The organism is Actinomycetota bacterium (assembly GCA_018333515.1).
GTDB lineage: Bacteria > Actinomycetota > Aquicultoria > Aquicultorales > Aquicultoraceae > Aquicultor.
Map to the genome: position 1 here is coordinate 1 of JAGXSZ010000038.1, position 21,997 is coordinate 21,997.

At 49.6% G+C, this 21,997-nt stretch carries 13 protein-coding genes and 1 pseudogene; all 14 read right to left on the reverse strand.

All coding sequences use genetic code 11. From position 1 onward, the window contains the following. Nucleotides 1–172 (reverse strand): annotated as a pseudogene (locus KGZ93_10850) (transposase). A gap of 262 nt (nt 173–434) precedes the next feature. Beyond that, entirely contained in the window at nt 435–2,321 is a 1,887-nt protein-coding gene (locus KGZ93_10855; protein ID MBS3910099.1) for an ATP-binding protein, read from the reverse strand. 85 nt (nt 2,322–2,406) lie between these two features. Next, nucleotides 2,407–2,874 (reverse strand): DNA mismatch endonuclease Vsr, encoded by a 468-nt coding sequence (gene vsr, locus KGZ93_10860; protein ID MBS3910100.1) that lies wholly within the window; start codon nt 2,872–2,874, stop codon nt 2,407–2,409. Further along, a complete protein-coding gene (drmC, locus tag KGZ93_10865) occupies nt 2,875–3,645 on the reverse strand; it encodes a DISARM system phospholipase D-like protein DrmC (GenBank protein MBS3910101.1) in 771 nt (256 codons plus the stop codon). It abuts the gene before it with no gap. Then, nucleotides 3,646–5,487 carry a DUF1998 domain-containing protein gene (locus KGZ93_10870; GenBank protein MBS3910102.1) on the reverse strand — a complete coding sequence of 614 codons (1,842 nt, stop codon included), beginning with the start codon at nt 5,485–5,487 and terminating at the stop codon, nt 3,646–3,648. Continuing rightward, the gene (gene drmA, locus KGZ93_10875; GenBank protein MBS3910103.1) at nt 5,484–9,449 is read right to left on the reverse strand and encodes a DISARM system helicase DrmA; all 3,966 of its coding nucleotides are present in this window, start codon (nt 9,447–9,449) and stop codon (nt 5,484–5,486) included. Before drmA ends, KGZ93_10870 begins: the two co-directional genes overlap by 4 nt. A 14-nt stretch (nt 9,450–9,463) precedes the next feature. Further along, on the reverse strand, nt 9,464–10,663 hold the full coding sequence (locus tag KGZ93_10880) for a restriction endonuclease (GenBank protein MBS3910104.1): 1,200 nt from the start codon (nt 10,661–10,663) through the stop codon (nt 9,464–9,466). After that, entirely contained in the window at nt 10,660–14,817 is a 4,158-nt protein-coding gene (locus KGZ93_10885; protein ID MBS3910105.1) for a TetR family transcriptional regulator, read from the reverse strand. Before KGZ93_10885 ends, KGZ93_10880 begins: the two co-directional genes overlap by 4 nt. 1 nt (nt 14,818) lies before the next feature. Continuing rightward, nucleotides 14,819–17,989, reverse strand: coding sequence for a DISARM system SNF2-like helicase DrmD (gene drmD, locus KGZ93_10890; GenBank protein MBS3910106.1), 3,171 nt, complete (start codon nt 17,987–17,989; stop codon nt 14,819–14,821). A 20-nt stretch (nt 17,990–18,009) separates the two neighbouring features. Then, nucleotides 18,010–19,092, reverse strand: coding sequence for a DNA cytosine methyltransferase (locus KGZ93_10895; GenBank protein ID MBS3910107.1), 1,083 nt, complete (start codon nt 19,090–19,092; stop codon nt 18,010–18,012). 429 nt (nt 19,093–19,521) lie between these two features. After that, the gene (locus KGZ93_10900; protein MBS3910108.1) at nt 19,522–20,196 is read right to left on the reverse strand and encodes a hypothetical protein; all 675 of its coding nucleotides are present in this window, start codon (nt 20,194–20,196) and stop codon (nt 19,522–19,524) included. 173 nt (nt 20,197–20,369) lie between these two features. After that, entirely contained in the window at nt 20,370–21,140 is a 771-nt protein-coding gene (locus tag KGZ93_10905; protein ID MBS3910109.1) for a hypothetical protein, read from the reverse strand. Continuing rightward, nucleotides 21,112–21,474 carry a hypothetical protein gene (locus KGZ93_10910; GenBank protein ID MBS3910110.1) on the reverse strand — a complete coding sequence of 121 codons (363 nt, stop codon included), beginning with the start codon at nt 21,472–21,474 and terminating at the stop codon, nt 21,112–21,114. Before KGZ93_10910 ends, KGZ93_10905 begins: the two co-directional genes overlap by 29 nt. 329 nt (nt 21,475–21,803) lie before the next feature. After that, nucleotides 21,804–21,997: group II intron reverse transcriptase/maturase (locus KGZ93_10915; protein ID MBS3910111.1), on the reverse strand; the 194-nt coding region annotated here is incomplete at its 5' end.

The following is a 21,997-nucleotide window of genomic DNA, read 5'->3' on the forward strand; positions in this document are numbered from 1 at the left end:
CATGTGTCCTTCCAACACGGTACTCTCACGCTGTTTGGCATAGATTATGAAACACATCGCCTAAGTATTTGCGAATCCCGCCGTATAACACTTTGCGTCGATATTTGGGTATCCACACCACGTGATACTTGCACTCCCATACGCTATGGCATAAACTTTCGTTGTCGTTCAACGCAAGCCTCCTTTTCTGTAAACTTTAAGCGGTTCACAGATTGGAGGCTTGCGTATATTCCCGTAATTGTCAAACTCCGTGAGTCCCCCGGCAGAGCCGGGGGATTACCATTTTATTTAGGTTTTGGGTGGGGTAAAAATGCCTATTTACTGTCGAAGATCGGTTTGCCAGTGTAAGAGCTAACAAATGGGGTTGGTGCCTTTGCGATGAATGCTTGGAGTTGAGGTTCATTTTGCTTCAACAATGACTAAGTGAATGAGGATTAAGCAACGGTGACGTATCTGTTTAGCTCATCCTTATTGGCGTCTTTAGCCTTAGTTTTATATCCCAGATTCATGCAAATATCCATGATCTTTACAACAAATTTATCGAACTCCACCGAGTTCATAATGATGTCGTCACCGTCTTTTTGACTGGTCTGCCATTCTGCAGCCACGTTGAGCGGCGCTTGTGGCACATGACTGTGGATATTGAAAATATCATGGTCGCTTTGGGTTATCCACCCGGCACCGACTTCCGTTACGGCGCCCCACGCTTTCGCCATATCATCGCTCGTGACGTATATAACGAACATTTTCTTATCGGAAACGCTATCGACGAAAAACTTGCGCAAATACTCGAAAATATTCATCATATTCGGGACTCTACACTCTTCATTGTCGCAATTCGTGTAGATAATGTCTTCATCGGGTACGTTGTTGAACGATAACATTTTGTAGACTATATCGGCCAACGTCTTATCCTTTTTGGTTTGGCTAATCAGAATTCGCTTTTTTTGATCGTCGACCTTCTTTTTTAATCCGAGCATCGGCATGAACTCATTCATTTCATTTTCGATTATCGTTTTGATACCCTTCGGTGTCCTATCGCCTAATTCGCTCTCAATTTTTTGGGTGGCGCGTCTAGACGTCGTATCTTTGTATTCTTCTACTTTTTTTAGCAGTTCATCCTCGTCTTTTTTCTTTTGCTCTTCTTTTACCTTGTTCTTTTCGTATTTGTTAAGCTCGCCCCACGTGTTTCTCATATCTACAATAGTGGGCAGTAAACCGCTTCTCACAAAACTGATTACTTCCTTGTATCTAGGATCATCCGTTTTGTATCCCTGACGATTACTTAGAGCCATATCGGGCAATTCCGTTTCTTCGAACAGATCGACGTGTAGCTGTCCGACTACGTAAACCTCTTGTAGCTTATTCTGTCCGACCGTCGGTAAAATGTTGTACTCACCGAGTTTGCCGTTGGAGAGCAGGGAGATGAAATTATCGGGAAAGTCGTTGGCGTCTTTTTTTCTGTCTCGCGTAGTTCTATAGGCACCTATCCAGCCTTTTATTACTAAGTCATAATCTCCTTCCTCTCCGCTTTTGGTTTTAAGTCGGAGAGGACGACTCTCTGAATCCCTCACGTCCAGCAGTTCTTCGGCTTTGCTTTCACCATCAAAATCACGATCGAAATTATCGACTAAATGCAGAAATTCCTCTCCTAAAATTAATAGTGCGCCCAACCCCTTGATGATCTCTTTATCGAAACTATCGACAGAGAATTTGCCATGATCGGTTATAACATGAACCCTGAAATCGGGACCTACCAGAGGAAAGATTTTTAGCAAATTGTTCTTTATGGCAGTCGTTGTTTTATGCAGCTCGTATTGAGGGTTGGCCATTACTATAGAAGTACCGTTGCCTTCGACTATCTCGAAGAGTATATCCTCATCGGCTAACGCTTCGAGCCTGTTGTCGTCCCCAACGTGTCTAGATAAAACGAAACCCGACTCTTCACCGTCTTTCCGGGTCATGACCAATACGCGGTCGGAAATAGAAAGCGCGGCTAATTTTCCGATTCCTTTACGTCCCATTCTCTTGCGTTCTGTGCCTTCGACAAAAACGTCATCGCTCGTCGTTCGAGTCTCCACGGCGACATCGAGATAAATGTCTATATCACCGTCCTTATACGACATTCCTCTTCCATCGTCTTCGACGATTATTTTATCGCCTGTTTGTATAACGTATACATTATGAGCATTTGCGTCGTAAGCATTGGCGATCAATTCGGCCAAGACATAATATATATTGGTATACAAACTCGGGCCCAATAACTCTAAAATTCTTGGGTTGATACTTATTTTGTATTCGCGCTCGTTATAATCGCCCATCTCACTACCTTAATACGGTTTTAACTTCGTGCAATTTACTTTGCCGGATCTATGGGGACGGTATTGCCTATAGCATAACGCTTTCTTAGCTAACGAGGTAGGTCTTCGCTCGTTCGGCATCTATCTCGCCGTATCTTTGTGCCGAATGCAACCACTCGGTGACCAGACTAACCAGTTCATCCAATCCTTGCGCTCGCTTTTTCTTGACGGCGCATTCCCAAACGACCAGCACGCGCCATCCGCTAGCGAGTAATTGATCGATTTTCCGTTTATCGCGTTCCTTGTTCGCTGCAAACTTCTCGAGCCAAAACTCGCGTCTCGTAGAAGGCACCGTCTTGCAGCTATGGGCATGCCAAAAACACCCATGCACGAAGACAGCCGCATGAAATTTCGGGAAAACCAAATCGGGTGATCCCGGCAACCGCCGATCGTTGAGACGGTATCTATAACCCGCCTTGTGCAGTGCGTGTCTAAGCCGCATTTCAGGGCCTGTATCGCGTTGGCCGACTTTCGACATTATTTTCGATCTCGTCGCTTTATCTACCGTATCCATTCAAACTCGCTCGATTATTCCTGTCGTGATGAGTGCCTCCAGGTGGCGCGCTAGCTGATCGGGTAGATGACCGCCGTGCACGACTACCCCGAGTTCCATGTTCCGCTCCATGGCGGCCATCGTCAAGTTCGCGCTTGTGATAAAGGCCAACTCTCCGTCGGCTACGGCGCATTTGGCATGCACGACACCGGTCCATTCGCTAGCGGCTTTGGCTGCTTGGCTCCATGTATAGATATTCGCGGAAGGAATCTGCTGAGAGAACATTCGCACGGAATCGATATCTAGCGTGCCACCGTGGCTCGTCGAAGCTTCCAATAAAATGTCGACCTTGACGCCCATGTCGATCGCGCTCCGTATAGCCTCGACTACCGCACCGATATTATAAGCCACGAAACTTACGAGATAAAGGCTTCGCCTCGCCGCCCCGATTACTTCGAGTAGAACCTGCTCCGTGTGTCTCGACGGTACCAATCCGGTCGTGGGACCTGTCCATACCATCTCGATCGTTTCCCGACTCCCAATCAAGTTGGCCGTTGCCGAAGCTGCACGAAGAGATACCGCGAGCTCCGAGGGTGAAATATCGGAGGTGGCCCTCCACACTTCACCTAAACGATCGAGCACGTCGGTATCGGCTATCGAGCCGATGCTCGACTTAGCTTTCTCGAAATCGTTCGCGGAACCTAGTTTCGCTATTCTAGCTGCGAGTGCTTCGATACGCTCCGGGTGAAGCTCGGTGCTCAATTCCGCGATCGCTTTCCAAATACCGTTCATTTACGCCTCCTTCGGGAAGAAAGCGGCGTCCTGGCACTCGAAAGTCTCGACTAATAGCGCCCTGTCGAGATAACGATTTCCACGTTCACAAGACGTCTCCGCCACGAAAACACAAGCGTGGCATGCCGCCGAGTGAAGCGAGCGGTCTTTACTTGGGTCGTGCTCTGAGCACAATGGGTCCGACGAACAGACATATGCGCGGTCGAGCGCTTGTTTGATGAGCCGACCGAGATTATCCGGCTTTCCGAGTTCGACAAGACCTCCGAGCGTACCGTCTGAATCTGCGGCCGCTGTATATAGCAATATCCCGGCCATCGGTAAACCAGCGACTTCGCTCGCATAGACACGCTCGCGGATACTGGCGGCATTATAGCCGCACTCCAGCGCTAGTTCACGAATAAGTAAATGTGCGAATGTATGCATCATCGCATAGCGTATTCCAGGATAGCCTTTTTCTGGTGCCAACTTCCGCGCGTGCCTCCAACCGCGATGACCGTTCGCGAGTCTCTCATTTCGACCTTGAACGAACGAGCGTTTCTCCCACTCGCTGACAGCCGCTTCTCGAAAGCGAATGAAGATACCTTCGCCGTGCACTTCACCAGCAAGTACCCAATCTGGGCTTTCCCTGCAAAGTCTCGCTATCGGTGGACGTTCGTCCGCGTCTAGAGATTCTTCGGGCGCTTCGACACGAGTAAAGCCTATCAAAGCGTTAACCTCTCTTAGACGCTCCAACAACAGAACGCTTTCGAAGACGTTATCATAACTCGCTGGAACATCGACTTTTCGGCTTAAAAAATGCGGCCAATCGGACGGTGGATCCTCTGAAGTAAGGACCGCCCACTCGGGCTCTTTGATATCCCCCTCCGTTATGCTGGAATCGGAACTCGCTCCTTCTCGCTTGCTTTGTATCGCTCGCCACACTTCGTCCGCATCGTACTTCCCGATGCCCGGCAGACCTCCGCCTTTACTCTTGCCTAATGTCTTCATGATTATTTTGACCTCGTCGACCGATTCGGCATCCGAGAAGAAATGCCAACCATCAAGAATGAGCTGTGATAATAGGTTCTTTTCTAGGGGGATCGCCAATACGGAGAGCGAGACCGGGAACCAACTGTTGGTCGCGCCAAGCAAAACGGCTCGCGGCTGCTCATTGCAATCGGCGTCGTATACTTCCAAGTGTGGGTGTCTGCCACGACACGCTGGAAGACTTTCCTGCGCTTTCATTCCGAAAGCGTGTACGAGGGACTTAGCCGAACCACATTCGTCGCATTTCACCCAAAGGTTTTCGGTTTGCAAGGAGGCGCCGCTCTCGAAGAAGCGAAGTGTTCCTTTACATGAGTTAGAACCACCGTGAACGAACCAGTGCCAAGGAAAATCGTCTAAGTGGCCGTTTCGACAAGCCAAGAGAAAACGCGCCGGCACAGCGTCGGATTTCGATCCTTTCTCGCAATTCTCATGAACGAAATGCGTTCGCTCCGGATAATACGGATTTGGTTTGAGCTTGAAAAGCCCGGAATCGTATTCTGCGAGAAGACCGCACCTCACGCACCTAAACCAACGAGGAAAAGGTCTTACCGGTACACCGATTTTCGCTTCCGCCGATAACGGATCGGCCTCTTCAAGGGTGAACGGTGGAACGAGAAGGTGCTGCACTTGCGCCCCAAGAGCGCGACGAACGGCTGCAAGAAGTCGTGCCTCTTCGACCGGGTGACAGTTGTCGGTATCCCATCGATCCAACCCCATAGTGACGACAGAAAGATTCGGTAAATCGACGAGTGCTCCGGGACCATACGTCCACAATAATTGACTCGGCCTGACTTGCCCTACCGCATGTGTGCTCATACCTCACCCCCGTCTTTATTTTCCGTCTTTCTCGGCCGCCAACTCGGTGGATCCGGCAATATCGCTACATCCATTATGAGCTTGACGTCCGGTTCCACCTCTCGAAGCGACATGGGTACGGTAAACTCGTCCCAGGCTACAGGACCTGGCTTTTTTAACAGAGGCGCGATATCACCTTGACCTCGTTTCGCCGCATAACCTAACTTTCTTCCTGCTTTATTCGCTTCCTTCGCCCAGCGATCCACTCTATCGGCTAACATAGCTTCAGCGATTTCTTTTATCGGCTTTTTATTAGTTACTTTCCAAGCTCGGTCGGAAATGACACGTTTGATTTCGCCGATTTCCGGTTTTGATGTGCTATCGAGTTCTTGCGCCCCGAGATTCGGGTTGAATTCATCTCCAATCAGACGTATCAGACTTACCATCGTTCCCGTGAGGCCGCGATCCAAAGCGCGGGGCGCGAACGGTGTTACGGACTGAGCTTCGACGTGCTTATAGAAGGTAGCGTGGTAGTGCTCGAACGTTTCGTAATGCGAAAGATCCCTCGGACGAGACCATGTGAGCACGGTGCAGACCAAACCGGGATAAGAGCGACCTATACGGCTCGTCGCCTGAATGTATTCCGCCGTGTTTTTCGGCTGTCCGTTCATGACCATCAAGCCGAGACGATCGACGTCGACACCGACCGAAAGCATGTTCGTCGCCAAAACGACGTCTACCGCCTTCGTTTCACCTGCTTCCCAATCTTTTTTGAATCTGACCTCTAGCTGGTCGAGTTTACCCGGGATATCCTTGCTGGAAACACGAGACGTCAGCTCGTCTACAAGGAAACTACCGCGTTGAGCGAGCCCGGGTCGTGCGACTTTGCTCATTTGTACACGATAGCAACGGGTTTGTACATCGTCCTCGGCCAATCGCTTCATACCGCCCAGCTCGCGAAGCGAATTGAAATATCCGATAAGCGTCATATAAGGATCGGCCGCCGATCCGAAACGATCGAAAAGCGACTGTGCCGCCGTCAATAGTGCCACGTAAACGCGAATCAGTACCGCGGGTCGCGAACTACCCGGTGCACAAATCCCCATATAGCGCCGTCCGGGTTTAGTCGCAATAGAACGCTGCACAGAAAAGAAATTGTCTTCGACGTCGAGTCCGTGCGCCGGAAATACCGCGACGTTTCTGAGGAAGACGCTATTCACTTGTTCGTCGGCCTTTCTTACGGTAGCAGTAGACGCGATAACTTTGGGCCTTACGATTTTTTCACCGATGGCCCACATAGAAAGTTCGTCGACCGCGGTCTCGTATAGGCCAACCATCGTCCCTAACGGACCGCTAATCAGGTGAAACTCGTCTTGAATGATGAGATCGGGCGGGCGTATCTGTATTATCTGTTTAACGGAAGTCGCAGGGAGCGATTTTTTAATATTTTTAATATGCTTCCCATTGCAATCGGCATCCGGCCAAAGTAAACCGTGCCTTTCACATTCCTGAGTAGCTCGGCCGAAAAGTGTGCGGACCTGCCCCCGCCAAGCCATCATGGCGAACTTATCCACAGTCGCTATTAACATAGATGGCGGACGTCGATAGATTTCATCGTCGACGACTAAAACCGGTAAACCCAGATCTTTCGATTTACTCCGGCTAAAATCACACTCGCCGAGTTTGTCACCACAGTAGATCAGGGTTCTTCCGATATCGTCTTTAAGGCGCACTTCTATATCTCGACCTTCAACGATTTCACAGCCACACCATGGACAAGTGCTCAATTGAGCAGGCGAACCGGGCCTCTTTCGTTGACCATCTCGAACAGCTTGAATAGCTTTGTGTGCTTCTTCTGTCGAATTTGGTGTTACTCGTTGGCCGACCCACAATCCGATAGTAAATGGCTCTATTCCCCATTTTTTATCGGGTTCGCTGCGTCGCAATACTTCCATTGCACAAATAAGCGCTGTAGCTCGCTGAAATTGCTGCAGTGTTAACAAACGGAGAGTATAGCGCATGATTACGGCTAAACCGCGACTCGCATCTAAACCACCGAGGTTACCCTGTAGCCGCCGGATCGCCATTGCAAAAGCAGCGACACCGAGGTAGGCCTCCGTCTTGCCACCACCGGTCGGGAACCAGAGTAAGTCTGCGAACGCTTCGAGTGACTCGGTTCGATCTCTATGTGTGGGGTCGGCGAGTGCCGGAATCGATAAGAGTATGAAGGCCAACTGAAACGGTCGCCAAGACCTATTCTTTCGAACGTTCACCGACTCGATATCAAGGCTTTCGCCACGCCTTTTGCGTAAAGCATAAATGCCATGAATACGCTGCGACGCCATCGCGCGATTAGCGAAGCGAAACGCTTCGAGTGCGTCGTCGTCCGAACCAAGTACGGCAATCCCTTCTATTAATCGATCAAGAATTTGCTCGCATCGGGCCATCGCTTCGTATGCGGTGTTGTCATAACCCGTCACGGATTTCCCGATGCGATCCTTTTGCTCGTCTATCCATACGCGATAATCATCTATTAGAACATTCAGCGCCGATACTAGCTCCGTTTGGCCGATTTCAGCGAGCCGTTCCATATCGAAATAACCTTCGTCGATCATTCGGCGCATCGCAGGACGGTCTTCGGGAGCTAATCCAGGTGGTTCTGTGATCGGAACCTCGTGTTGCGGAAGTACGTCTGTTCGTATCTCTACGGCACGCTCGTTATCGCTCTCTGCGATTTTTGCATGTACCGAGACACCATGACCCACCGCGAATTCGACCTGCCGTCTGTAAATCATCTCTAGCGATTCTCGTTCGCTATCGGAACCGTCGATATTTAAAACAGGCCTTCTCTGGAAAATCGCTCGGTTTTCCGGGTCTCGAACCACGACTTCTGGCTGGAATACCCATGCTCGATCCTGACTTTGCGAAGGCGTTATCTGTGTATTAACAAGGAATAATGTAACTAGTCGGTCACCGTTCTGTAGGGGCGTACTAACCGTTCCCTGAACGATGACCTCGGGACAGTCCTCGTCGACAGCGAGGGGCGCTATCGTCGATTTTTCAAGTGAGATCGTTATGGTTCCACCGGATGGTATTCGCTTCCAGCATTTAAACGGCTTTTCTCTTTTTTCGTCTATCAGCTCACTATCGATTCGCTCGTATCGGCCCCAACCAGCACGAACCTCGATGTTTTCGACCGTTCCATCGACGCAGAATGTCAGCCCCATCGATGATGGAACGATGGACTGATTCTTGGATGCACCGATTTCCTGAACTTCATCTCCTTCAGGATCGGGGGCACCCTCCGTAGAATTGAATTCCTCACCAGGTTGATGTCGTCCCGAGAATGGCGCGAGATCTTCGCCTGCGATATTCTCGTCCAAACTCTGTCTGCCTTCTAAGCCTTCTAGCCTATCCTCTGCAGGCGATATCGGTGCGAGCTTCCCCACCAAATAACGGTCGCGAACACTCATGCCGATGATTTCTTCTTCCGGCCCATCCGCGGGACCCAATAGATCGTCTGTGACGGCATACTGAAGTAGTTCCCTAATATGCGTCTGTTCACGAGGAGTATCGCCAGCTAAAGTCGGAAACGACAAGTAATCGTGCCCAGCCACTTTCTTCAGAATATCTTCGAATACCGGCCAATCAAGACGCGATACTACCGCGCTCTTTTCGGCTATGCCTAGCTCGTCTAGCGTGTACCTCGGCTCGGCCGAAACAAAGCCATCAAAGCAGACAGTAGTAGTCTCCAATGTCAACCGTTTACGAAAAACTCGAGCAAAGGCAATCGCATGCTGATGTCCGGATCGATCCTCGGCGAAAAAAAACACGTCTCCTTCCCGAACATCAAATAATCTGGACAAATCGCCCTTAAACTCGACTGAGAACATGTCCATCGAAACGTCGCTCCCGAGCCTCACGAGCCATGCGTTAGGTACTTGCGAAGTCGTATCCGTATGTTTCCCAATTTCTACAGTCATCCGTTACCGACCTTTCAATTCGGAAATTCGTTTCGTAGCATCCTAGCGACCATTTCTGGTGTATTAAAGCCCTTGCCAATCAAAATCTCGGCAATATCTCGGCCGCAAATGAACACAACGGGGTGCTTGTCTCCTCGAACCTCTTCGTATGCTTGTCTCGCCACGACCGATGTCGTGACGAGAACACCGAATTGACGATGACGCAATCGTGAGATTAGCCTCGCGACCTCCCTTACGCCAATCGAGTTGGCGTTTCGATCACTTGCGGGAGGACGATAACACTTGGCCTCAAGCGCGAACTCCATATAAATCGGATCGTCGTCTAGGCCTAGGAGATATCTGCCGATCGCGTCTCTGCCTCCATCAACGGCACCTCTAGTAATCTCGTCGATGATCACCCTCTGATCGTGCAGCTGGAAGACTTTGGCCGCAAACGCTTCGAACCTTTTCGGTTCGTCCTTGAAGTATTCATATATTGCCGTCACTATTCTTTCCTGTTGGGCATTTTGAGGCGACTGTGACTCTATTGATCGGATCACCGTCGTTGGCTCCGAAATCAGCGGATTATAATTACCGTTCGCCTTCCAATCCATCCAAACTTTAGGGGTGATTTGATAATCAATAGAACTTGTCACAAGCTCGTCGAGCCATACGCGAGGGATTACGGGCACATCTAGTATGGTAAAAACCGCTCTGTAATTTTGAAATCTCTGACCGTTAGACGTTTTCCAAACAGCTACCAAATCATCGGTTGCAGTCGCCCCAGAAAATCCAGGTACGGCTAAGCCCTTGAACTGAACCGATCTTGCACTATTCGACGTTTGATATTTTTGGAAAACGAAAAACGGAGGTACCAGTTCTCGCTTCGGTGGATTCGAGTGAGTCCACTCGAACACGTTCCTTAAAAGCCGGTTTCCACCTTTATGCGTTTCGTGAAGCTCGTGCCCAGGCGTCTTGTTGTCCCCATAGTAGATAAACTTACCGGTATTTAGATCTAGGCTATCGGGCCAGTCCTTATCTTCACCGCTCGTAAATAGAACGACGAATTTCTTTCGATCGCCGCGGCCAGAATGTCGAAAGCCACCGAGATTTCCGCAGCCAGGCAGTAGTCTAGAAATAGGATCGCCTAAAGAATAACCAGCGCCACCCCCTTCATAGACAGCATCGACTATTAAATCGGTTCGCTCCAGATCTTCGAACGGGATTATCTTCACGCCAGATCACCTTCAAGTAAAGTCGGATTATTGTTATCTTCGACTAACTTACTTCGACCGCGCTTATGTGTTTTCTTTTTGTCATGAAGACCTTGTTGAACTTCCTCTTCATAGCGCTCATGATTCAGCTCTAGCAAGCGTTGAAGCACCTTAGTGCTGGCCTCTCTCGATATCGTATAGCGTAAACCTTGTTTAGTCTCATAGAAGCCGTGATCAAGGATAAGGTCATCCCAACCGTAAGCGGCAACAACAGTATTGTCCATTTCGGCTTGTAATTGCCTCATAAGCTGAATCTCCGAATCTTTTTCGTTCGGGTTATTCAAGCGATTATGGATAGTAGTAAGCCCTTCCTCACGATTCCGCATAAGACCTTGGCGAAAATCATAATAGAGTTTCCCGACCTTGTCTAAGGATTCTTTTTCACTTGGATTAGGAAAGGTTTCGGCTTGACGAGTAGGTGTATAGCTCATATCAAGTCGCAATGTAGTCATGTATTTTACGGCCCACTCAAAATGGATTGATGATTGAAAAAGGCTAAACATATCGAAACTGTCGAATGCGAATACGATGAGCTTCGCGTCATAAACAATTCCTTTCTGCACAAAAGCCCAAGCCCACGTCCTGCTAACTTGAGCACGCACCAACACCCTATCAAGGCAGCCAACAGTAACATAGAGCCCTGGTCTGTAACGACAGTACTTCCACCAGAATTTCTTGAGCCTTCTCCCATCCGGATTATCCTCCAACTTCTGACGCTCAGGCTTAACTTTCGCCTCAACGATCTGCAGGCAGTCGGGATAATCAAAAGCCACTGGATCAGGATAGTCGACGGGCACTATACCATCTTGAAGCCACTGCTTTTTTTGCTTAGAATCCGCTTGAGCCCATGTGATGCCTAGAGCCATACGCTTAAGTGGCCAATCGAAGAAGTTAATAACCCAACGGCTTGGGGACTGGTCCGGTCGAGAATTCAAGTCTTCTCCATTCAGATAAGGAAAAATCACGTCCAAATTTCGGATATTCGTTTTAATTAAAGCTTGCGCTACATGTGGCTCTAGAACAAACCCCATGCCCAGCACAATGGAGCCCTGAAACGATTTATCTTCATTGGCTTTCAAACGATAAGGATCGCCCGTTATCTCACCGGGCGTGGTAAGATAGCTCGTAATTCCAGCGACCCTTTTCTCACCTAAGGCATGAACGCCTTCCCACACGCCTTTCTGTATCCAGACGATGGCTACCTCAAGATTCGCCTTACCTGGCCATTTCTCACTCGCCACTGCCTCGGTGATAGTAAATCCTCGTTCCACCAATTGCTGGAGACCTACTTCTCGAGTATTGCCCTGCGCAATCGTATTTGTCGCCAGTAGGCCCATCCGACCGCCTTCACCAATCAACGATGCAACTCTTAGGAAGAAGTAGCTACAGAGGTCCACGCTACCCTTCTTTCCAAAAGCGATATGTGCAACGAGGTAATCTCGATAGCACGTGCCTAGGCTACCGGTAATTTTCTGCCCACCCATAAACGGAGGATTGCCGATAATTGCACTAAAGCCACCACCTTCTCCAACAAATATCTCCGGAAATTCCAGTGGCCAATGGAAAGGTTTTCTCGGAATCCTATCTTTAGGCGAATCGGTAGCGAGGGCTACCAATGCTTGTTCAGCGATCTCTTCTCCCACCTGCATCTTTCCGCTGAGAAAATCGCCGGTTGTAATGGATAGTGCGCTCAATGCGACTTCCAGCCTCTTCGTATTCCCACCCAGACTTAGAACTTCACCGATCATAGCGTCTGCGACAAGGTCGATGGCCTCGAGTTTCTTCCTCGCCTCTAGGTCCAACCGTGTCATGGCCTCCACGTCGTGAATATCTCGTATCGGAGTGTCCCGCAATTTCTTACGAAGCTTTATTGCGTCGGCAATCGCCGATTCTACTTTATGCTCGAAAGTTCGAAGCTGGTGAGCGCCACTTGCTGGGTTCATACTCATACTGATCAATTGATCCAGCCGATTAATACCCAACAAACTGTCGCCACAACGCAGATTATGGTCGAGAAAACCGAATGGACGCCCCTTGGCCAAAGTTACGAGCCAAATAGAAAGCTTGGCTAGCTCAACCGCTAGTGGGTTTCTGTCTACTCCGTAGAGACACTTCTCCGCGATCATGCGCCTCGCGATAAGTAAACGATCATCGAGTTGATCGGGCATAGGATCATAGCTGCCCATGTCGTCCTTTGCCTCTCCATCGATGGCAATATACTTCCCGGCGGCCTCTTCGTTATTCCAGGCTTCGACTAACTTCTCCGCCAGCCATCTGCACGCCTGAACAAGAAACGCTCCCGAACCCATAGCAGGGTCGCATATTTTCAAGTCGAGTAACACGGCTGACGATTTGAGAATCCATTGCTCGCGTGGTTTACCTTCTGCGGGTCCGATATGAACGATCGGCTTCAGAGTCGTCTCGACTATAGTCTCGGTAAGAGCTTTTGGCGTGTAATGGGTTCCTGTATCCCTTCTATCGTCGCCGAGCGTGACGGCGAAGGAACCCGCTCCGTAAACGATGAATTCGCCCCATGCATCGGTTCGCAATAGATGAGCGAACGGCCGGATACGCTTGGCGAGCTCAGCTTCGCCGGCGCACGCGTTCAAGACTTTCGAATATGTCGTATCATCTGCCTCTCTTTTCAAAGCGTTTCTGATCGCCGATTCACTGCGTTGTGTTGCTTCCTTAATTAGCTCGACAAGCGCCTTTTCACTATCGAGACGTGCTGATTCCAAGTCGCCTAATCCGAGATTAGGGTTTTTGGCTTTGTTGGAGCCCTCCAACCCTAACGTCACATGTGATAAACGCTCGACGGTATATTCCAAGAGGCCTTCGTATACATGTCCGATCTGCTCGACGTCTAGCGCCTTGTATGACAACAACAGTGCGCCGCCACGTTGCTCGAGTATTTGTAGTGATTCTAAAAGCAAGAGCACGGTTCGATTATCGATAGGTAACGGCACGGCGATTGTATCACGCCAGCGAGTATCCTTCAGGCGACCCTCGAGAAACGGAAACCGATCCGGGTCGAAGAGCGATCCGCCTAAGGCGGGCAAACGTAAGGTTTCGTGCTCGACTCCACCGAAAATCGCACGAAAGACGCTCAGTAACTGTGACCATGCGTCGTACCGCCGCTCTAAAACTTCCGCACCGTGATGATCCGCCTCTTCGGTTAGACGGCCGCGGAGCGTCGATATTGCGTAATATTGATCATAGGCAGGATCGCCGAGAAGGAGAAGTCCACGCTCTTCGGCGCATAAAACGAACACCAAGCGCATCATGACGGTAAGCCCGGCTTCATAGAGTTCGGTCGGTGAAACGCCGTTTAAAAGCGCTCGATTGCGATCTTGGTCGGCTTTGTCCAACGCTTGCACGAGCACCTCGACCGCCCGACGTACTTGCTCGCCGAGCGTATCGGTCACTTCTTCCTGATGCTCTAGAGACGCATCGAGAAGGGCCTCTAGCGTTTCGTCTTCCGGACCGTAAAAACGTCGCACACCTAGTAACGATTGAAATGCTTTGAGTGTTAACGGTTCTTGAAGCCATAATCGCGCATGCCATGATATGTAACTCGAACTTGCTCCTATAGGAGCGTTAACCAGCATCCAACGTTCACCGTTCGTAATCAACCCTAATCGAACACCGGTTGTACGGCATAATAATGTCATTCGCTCTACGATAGATGCCGGCCAGTTATCACCTGCTTCGGCTTTTTCCAAATCGGCTCCAGGGGGCTGAATCGATACTAAAAGATGCGGTTTTCGACCGTTTCCCTTACCGAGTACGAAGTCGGGCGTAAAGGAGCCGTTATGCTCTCGTGAAATATATACTAGCGATTCATCGTCGTCTACTCGTATCAGTGAGCCTTCGTATTCCAAGACCTCTGCGAGCACGAGTTCTACCCAGGCATGATGCAACTCCTGTAGCTGCCGGTCGTTCTCGTCGATCGCGTCCAGCCACTCTTCGTAAGCCATGCGCATACGTTTGCGCTTCGGCGTTGCCACTACATCTAGCCCCTGCGGGAAAACTCTCTCTAATACCGCGACAGCTAGAAACGGTCCGGAAACTTCGACCAAAGAGAGCCACTCTGTGTGCTGGGATAGCTTGGCCACGCTAGATCCCTCCCGACTTCGAACGAGGAACGAGGAATTCGACCGCGACCGGGAACGTGCGCTCGGTCAATTCCGAATAACGATGCTTTATTACCGCGGCCTCCGCCGCTCTCTCTTCGGGAATGCGAGCCAAGCGGGCGTTCAATGCATCCAGATCACGACGAATTTGGAAACGCTCCGCTTCCTCGAGGCCAGGGAGTACCAGTTGTTGGGGAGCTTGTTCGAGTTCAGCCTGAATAGCCTTCTCGAGCTCGTCGAGTACGCTTGAAATATCGTTTATTTCACTCTCTTTGCGCCTATTCAACGTATTTTCGACAACACTCAAACGGTCCTTCGAGCGTGCCTCTACACTCGAGCGGATAGCGCTCTCTTGGCGCTCGAACCTCGTTCGAAGGATATCGAAAACACCTGGAGTCGGCTCTGTGGGTTCGGCCGATTCCAGCAAGGCTTCCAATCGCCCGATTTGTGGAATTCTTACGAAACCTGCGTGCTTAAGCTCGCCTCCTGAAAGCGTAACCTCTTCGTGAAGAAGACGTTGGTCCGCACCGCTGATAACGAGCCGAGACCAGATTACAACAGCGGGGTTATCCAATTCTTCATCCGGTATAACCTTGACCGCTACCCGATTCAGCTTCTTTAGATCGTCGAGCTTCCACAACTCTTCTCTTAGAAGCCGCAGGCACATCTGAACGAGCCGATGATTGAGATGCGCGAGAACGACGTCGTCTCTTCCCTTCGCTACATGGTGGTCGAATGTGATGGGACGCCTCTTTCCTGTGTGGGGGTGTTCGAGCCCTGCAGTCGCTCGTCCCCATGAACCCGGCATTACCGGAACCTCGAAGACGCTACCCTCCGGTGAGTTCGGTAGTGAGACGGGCTTTAACGCCGGCTTTTCGGCCAAATCCAAAGCGACGAAGACCGCGCGAGCGATGTGATCGGAGGATAAATGGAAATCGGTCTTGGCCTCCATAAGTTTTTCGTGCAAACGCGTTATTTTTTCCTGCAATTTACGCTCTGCGATAACGAATTTCCTGGCACGGGCCACCCGCACTTCGGCACCGCTAGTATCTAAAACAGTCCTTCGGCCTAGCATAGCTTCCTCTATCTGCTGAGCGATAACGGGGCCGACGCTACCCAAATCTTGACGAATCGCCTCGACTTTGAGTACCGCGCGCATCAAATACTCGAGGTCACCATCGAGTCGGCCTACCTTAACGCCCATAGCGTCACCGTTGGCTGTAAACCCCGTTCCTACCGGATGCCAAATGTACACCTCCGGCTCTTTCTGCCCGTAACGGTCGATACGCCCGTTACGTTGCTCCATGACGTTCGGGTTCCAGGGAATCTCGATATGTATCAGATAATTGCAGTGATTCTGAAGATCGATTCCTTCGGAGGCTGCATCGGTCGCGAGTAAGATCCGAACCGGCGAGCTGTCGGGGTGCGCCTGAAACGCCGCTTTGATTCTCTCCCGATCATCTGGTGGTACGCCTCCGTGAAGAATCGCTAATCGCTCGCCCCCGAATTCATGAGCGGTAAGAAGTTGCTCCAACCAACCAAGAGTTGCACGATATTCCGTGAACAAGATAACTCGTTTTTCGTTCCATTCACCATCGGATTTTAGGTTCGCTTCCAGCCAAGTGAGAATCGCTGCCGCTTTCGCGTCGATTCTGTTTTTGGCCGTTTCCGCCCACGCGGAAAGCCCATTCAGCATCTCGCGCTGATCACTGTCGAGCGGAACCGCCAGCACGTTAGCGACCTCGACGGCTTCGTGTTGAGCTTCTTCCACGCGCTCATCGTCGACGTAATCCTCCTCGGCACGTGCGATAGCCCTGCGAAGAATCTTCTCGTCCATGACGTTCTTATATGATCTCGAGTTGCCGTTTTCCAGGCTTTCCCGATACTTAGCTAGAGTAGTCGCGAACGCTCTCGGTGATGAGAATAGTCTCTTCTTGAGTAACCTGTGGACGAATTCCGTTCCGTATGCGCTTCGAGTTCCACGAATGCTCTCTGCTCGGCTCTCCATAAAACAGCGCAAAAGATCATGAATCTCGCGCTCCTTTTCCGAGTAGTTGACTTCGAGTGGTATTAGCTCGCGTTTCGGATAAATCGGATTACCGTCGGAGTCGACTATGTCGGTCTTGAGCCGGCGGACCATCACTCGACGCAGTTGCTTTTCGTTCGGCATAACGGTCCTCGCGAATCGCTGATCGTCCAGCAACTCTAAAAGCGATGTGAAGGACTCCTGGTATCCGTTATGAGGTGTCGCACTCAAGAACAGCCGATGCTCGAAGTGCGGTGCTATGGTACGAATCAGTTGTGTCCGTTGACTCTCCAATGCGTAGTGCAACGTGGTAGCTGGAGCGATATTATGTGCTTCATCGACTATCAAAATATCGAATTTTCGAGGATAAGTAACATGGGGAGGGAGAACGTCTTTTATTAGCCTCAATCCTTCTCCACTCTTCATCCAGTCCATCGAAGAAATCAATCGGGGATAAGACGTCCAGGGGTTGGCGTGTATACCACGCTCGCGGCGCAATTGCTTGATATATGCTGTGTCGACTATTCTAAATTCGAGTCCGAATTTGTCCCACATTTCCACCTGCCACTTTATTTGCAGCGACGCCGGACAGACGATAAACACGCTACGTGCCCTATGTCGAACGAGTAGTTCTTGGACTACGAGCCCCGCTTCTATCGTCTTACCTAAGCCGACATCATCGGCGATAAGCAAGTTGACGCGAGCCATATCGATAGCCCTAACGAGCGGATCGAGTTGATAATCTTCTATGGTGATACCGCTACGAAAGGGTGCTTGCAGAAATGAACGATCCGCATTAGTAATAGCCCCCCAGCGAACCGCGTCGAGGAAGGCTTCGAGCCGGTCGACGCTATCCCACCCCGTAACCTTCGGGAGGCCAGCTCGTTCCAATACTCTCGCGCCCGGCTCGAGCTGCCAAATCACCTGAAGATCCTCACCTAGAGCGTCCTCGTCTAGCGAGGCTAGTGTGACGAGATGCTGACCGTTAGTTGTGCTCTGTCTTGATGTATCACCTTGCACGTCGCTTACGACCCACCGCCGGCGCCGAACCTCGACGAGCTGCCCCGGCTCGGGAACGGAATATTGCGGGATAAATACATCTTGTCCGTCGTAATTACGATTATTCATTTTTTAAGTATATCAGGATTTTATGCGTGGGGTACAAGCGGCAGGTGCTCGACAAGGCTTTTTCCGATAACTTCGCCGAGTTTTACCGGAACTGCGTTGCCGATCAATTCTCCGATGACCTTCTTATGGATGGGCTCTCCTGGTTTAACGAACTCGTAGCCCTCGTGAAAACTTTGAAGAATCGCTCCTTCCCGAAGCGATATGGCTCTATTTTGTTCGGGGTGCCCGAAACGCCCGTTCCCGAAGCCGAAAAATTGCGTGGTCATAGTAGGCGCGGGCTCGTCCCAGCTCATGCGCCCGTAAACACTCGGGTACGTCTTCCCAGTGCGCTTCTTGTGGCATTCGGCCCTAAGCTCCTCGTCCCAATCGCGCCAGGTACCACCCGGCTTGGAAGCTTTTATTCGACGGAGATTGGTATCCGACAAAGCGGCGCTTTGATGGAGCGGATCGTCATCGTGGACCTGACCCGCACCGATTGGTGAAAGGTTACCGATAGCTTTTTGGACGTCAATGGGCTCTTCGCCAAATTCTTCGAACGTAAGCAACCTTATGGGGCCGAGCTTCGAAGCTAATAGCACCAACCTGTGACGATGCTGGGGTACGCCGTAATTCGCATTGTTTACGATCCGGTGATCTACTTCGTAGCCCAACTTCTTAAGGCTAGTAACGAATTCATCGAACACACTCATTTTCTCAAGACGGGGGACGTTCTCCATGGTAATGAACTCCGGCAATAACTCTTTGGCGAGCCTTGCGAAGTGTCGAAGAAGCCACCAGCGCTTATCGGAAGAGTCTGCCTTCTGGTTGTAAGTCGAGAACGTTTGACAGGGCGCACAACCAGCGAGAAGTCGCACACTATCTTCGCTAAACGCTTCGCTAAGTTCATCTGCTTGCAAATCCTCTACGGATTTCAAGAGAAACTCGGCCTTGTTGTTCGCCGTATAAGGGTATTCGCACGCCGGGTTAATATCGATTCCCAGCCGCACGTCGATTCCCGCTTTCTCGAGCCCATGAGTCAGGCCGCCTACACCACAGAACAGATCTATCGCGCTGATGGTTCGTTTTCTCTCTTTAACTGCTTCCGTTTGAGCCGCTTGTGTCATTCTTACCGATCCTCGTTACCTACTGCAATTAATAGAATAGCTCTTATGTAAATTCATGATAGTCCGAAATAGTCACGGCTATCACACGAGAAACTTCGTTTCGATGATATTATACCCGGTCAGCGACCCAAAATATCATTAGAGGTTACACTTCTAACAACCTATTTTATCTTAACCTAGCGTATGTATAAATACCTATTGCCTGGCATAATAAAAACTTAAATTTTAGCAGAAAATACACGTGTCTGGTAAAAAAAGGGTTCGGTTTTTCGAGCCCTCATCCCTGTTTCGCACGAAATAATTTATCCTTCTTCACTTCTTCAGCAACCAGATCCAGACCTGCATCAACAATATTTAAATATGCAGAAAGAGCAACCGGGTGCTTGCTGGTGGTCGCAATGGTGGTGCCGTTGGCACCTGAGCCAGTGTCTATTCTTTAATGTAGGTCCCATCATTCGAGTAACCTGCAAACGTTCCGATAAGCGTATGATAACTGCTATCGACCGTGCCCGACCAATGGAAAACCATGTTATCGCGACTAATGGTAATGCTTACGCGTGATCCAGAGATTGTGCCGTTAACAGCACCTCGCCCATATGACAGTTCCCCAGTGCCACGCGCCTCGAAGCAGGAAGTGCCCGAGAATACACCTGGCGAATTCTCGGTCAGCTTGAGAACCTCTCGCTTGTTATCACTACCCCAAATGCCGTTCCATCGGCCGCTCAAATCACCGGACCCGACAGATGCAGGGGTAATATTCTGCTGTGGGTTTTGTCCACCATCCTGGTTCACCGAGGGTCCGCCGTAGAACCCACTTGCCTGGCGTCCAATTGGCTCATCACTTGGAGTAGTCTTGATTATTTCGTGGGCCGTATTAGATTGGTTCTTTAGAGGCGAAGTAGGTTGATTCGCCTGAGTTGTGGTAGGCTGATTTCTTTGGGTTGTCGTCAGCTGATCTCCTTGAGTTGTGGTAGGCTGATTCCCAAGAGAAGAGGGTGGCATGCTTATTCTTTGGATTATCGCAGGTAAGCTTATGATGCCTGTGATAAATATAAAGATTGTGATAGAGGATGCAATTTGATTTATGTAATCTCTCTTATCCATCCTACCCTGTGCTCCTAAAGTGAAGTCATTGTTGAGACTTTGATCATGCTGACTGTCAGCAAGCCCATCTATTTACCAAAGAAAGCGCTTAAGATCGGACTTATTAAATTGATAATATACTGAACGAATTTATTTTCATAGCACCGTTGTGTTTGTTAAAAGCAGGACTTAGCTCATCTGACATGCGATCTCTCCTCAGATATTTGTGCTGCGATCTTGGCTAGCTTCTTTCGGTATAAATACTCGGCCTGTTCAATTCCCCGCAGCGGATAACTATAGAGGTCGATATAGAGCTGCAGATCTGATACAACCCAGAGATCGTCTATTTTTCTTTCGCCATAAAAAACGGATTGTCGATAGTAAGGGTCCAAAATGACAACATTTTGACCCCTATTAACACTTTGCAGGCTGAGAAGCTTGGCGAGCTTCTCTCGGGTAGCCTGGTTCCTGACATAAATATGTACGAGTTCAAATTCTGCGTGCGGCGCAACAAGATGCGCGCCGGCTTGCAAGGCCAACGCGTAATCGACTTTATCAAGCTTATTAGTGTTCTTTAATCGCTCAATTATTTCCTTGGGACTAGTTGCCATGCAGAAATAATTGTATTCCTGGTTTTTGCGATAGCTATACGCAAAAACCCAGTCATCAAGAATAGACTTGGCATTAATCAAGCGCAGGCCGGCCTCGGTTTTTGAAATGTACCCGCGTTGCTTCATCGCAATAGTTATTTTCGAAACAAAGCCTGGCGTAACGTGGACAGCCTCCGCAAGTTCATGAACGCGCCACGCCTTTTGTGGCTGCTCAAACATTGCCCTGAAAATAAGCGATGCTTTATCTGCAAATAGGTCTCTATCTTTTCGCTCTTCTGGGTATTTATTTGCATGACCCTCAGCATCTAAATATAAACCTTCAAACTCAATCCACTTGTTTCCAGATAGATCCACAAAAAAGATGTGGTTCTTGCCTTAATACTTGACAGGCTTGCGGGCCGATATGTGGTGCAACAAATATGGGTAGTGCATCAAGCACCTCAGCGTATCTCTTTAATCGCCCCACAACTTGATTTACAGTTCCAGGCCTGCCATTAGCCTTAAACTCTATAACTACTGATGCTGACTTATCGCCAAATTTAAGCTCTGCCAGCATATCCGGCTCGTAATGATCCTGAGAATAGCGGTTGTTTAACGTTTTTCGTGATACCGACAATTTAGCCTTATCAGTTACAAGGATTTCTTTAATTTTTTGTAGAAATAAAACTCGGATATCAATTTCGTTCACATAAATCTGCCCCTATAACATTTATATTTCCTATTATCGGCATGTTTCCCATTTGGGAAACACTTTTATTTTAGGAAACATTAATTTTTTTGTAAAGACCTCGTAACTGAATAATGGTGCTCTACCTTACCAACTAGCTTTAATCTTATCGCCTAAATACCAATAAAAAGCAGTTCAAATCCTTTCATCTGTCAGCTTTTCCTTGCAATCGGGATAGGGGGCGGCTTTTAGCCGCCGACCTCCGGGTAGAAGGGCCACCCAATTGGGTGGCCCAACCCCCACAGAACCCGGCGTGCGGATTTCCCGCACCGGGCTCTTCAGAAATTGGTTCACAGCATTGCGTATACTTTCAATTTCTCATAAGGAATTGCAAGTTTTGGACGCAACAAGGGAAACAGCGCTTTAATCTTATGGAATTTATCCCACGTAATGTAGCTCTTGCTACTGCGGCTACTGAGCATCCTGCGCCAGCACCAGATGGCTTTCTCGTAGACTTTGAAGAGGGATTTAATGTTTCCAGCGA

Excerpts from the sequence above, each read along its gene's own strand:
- KGZ93_10855 (MBS3910099.1), bottom strand. The coding sequence starts at position 2,321 with ATGGGCGATTATAACGAGCGCGAATACAAAATAAGTATCAACCCAAGA.
- vsr (MBS3910100.1), bottom strand. The coding sequence starts at position 2,874 with ATGGATACGGTAGATAAAGCGACGAGATCGAAAATAATGTCGAAAGTC.
- drmC (MBS3910101.1), bottom strand. The coding sequence starts at position 3,645 with ATGAACGGTATTTGGAAAGCGATCGCGGAATTGAGCACCGAGCTTCAC.
- KGZ93_10870 (MBS3910102.1), bottom strand. The coding sequence starts at position 5,487 with ATGAGCACACATGCGGTAGGGCAAGTCAGGCCGAGTCAATTATTGTGG.
- drmA (MBS3910103.1), bottom strand. The coding sequence starts at position 9,449 with ATGACTGTAGAAATTGGGAAACATACGGATACGACTTCGCAAGTACCT.
- drmD (MBS3910106.1), bottom strand. The coding sequence starts at position 17,989 with ATGAATAATCGTAATTACGACGGACAAGATGTATTTATCCCGCAATAT.
- KGZ93_10895 (MBS3910107.1), bottom strand. The coding sequence starts at position 19,092 with ATGACACAAGCGGCTCAAACGGAAGCAGTTAAAGAGAGAAAACGAACC.
- KGZ93_10900 (MBS3910108.1), bottom strand. The coding sequence starts at position 20,196 with ATGGATAAGAGAGATTACATAAATCAAATTGCATCCTCTATCACAATC.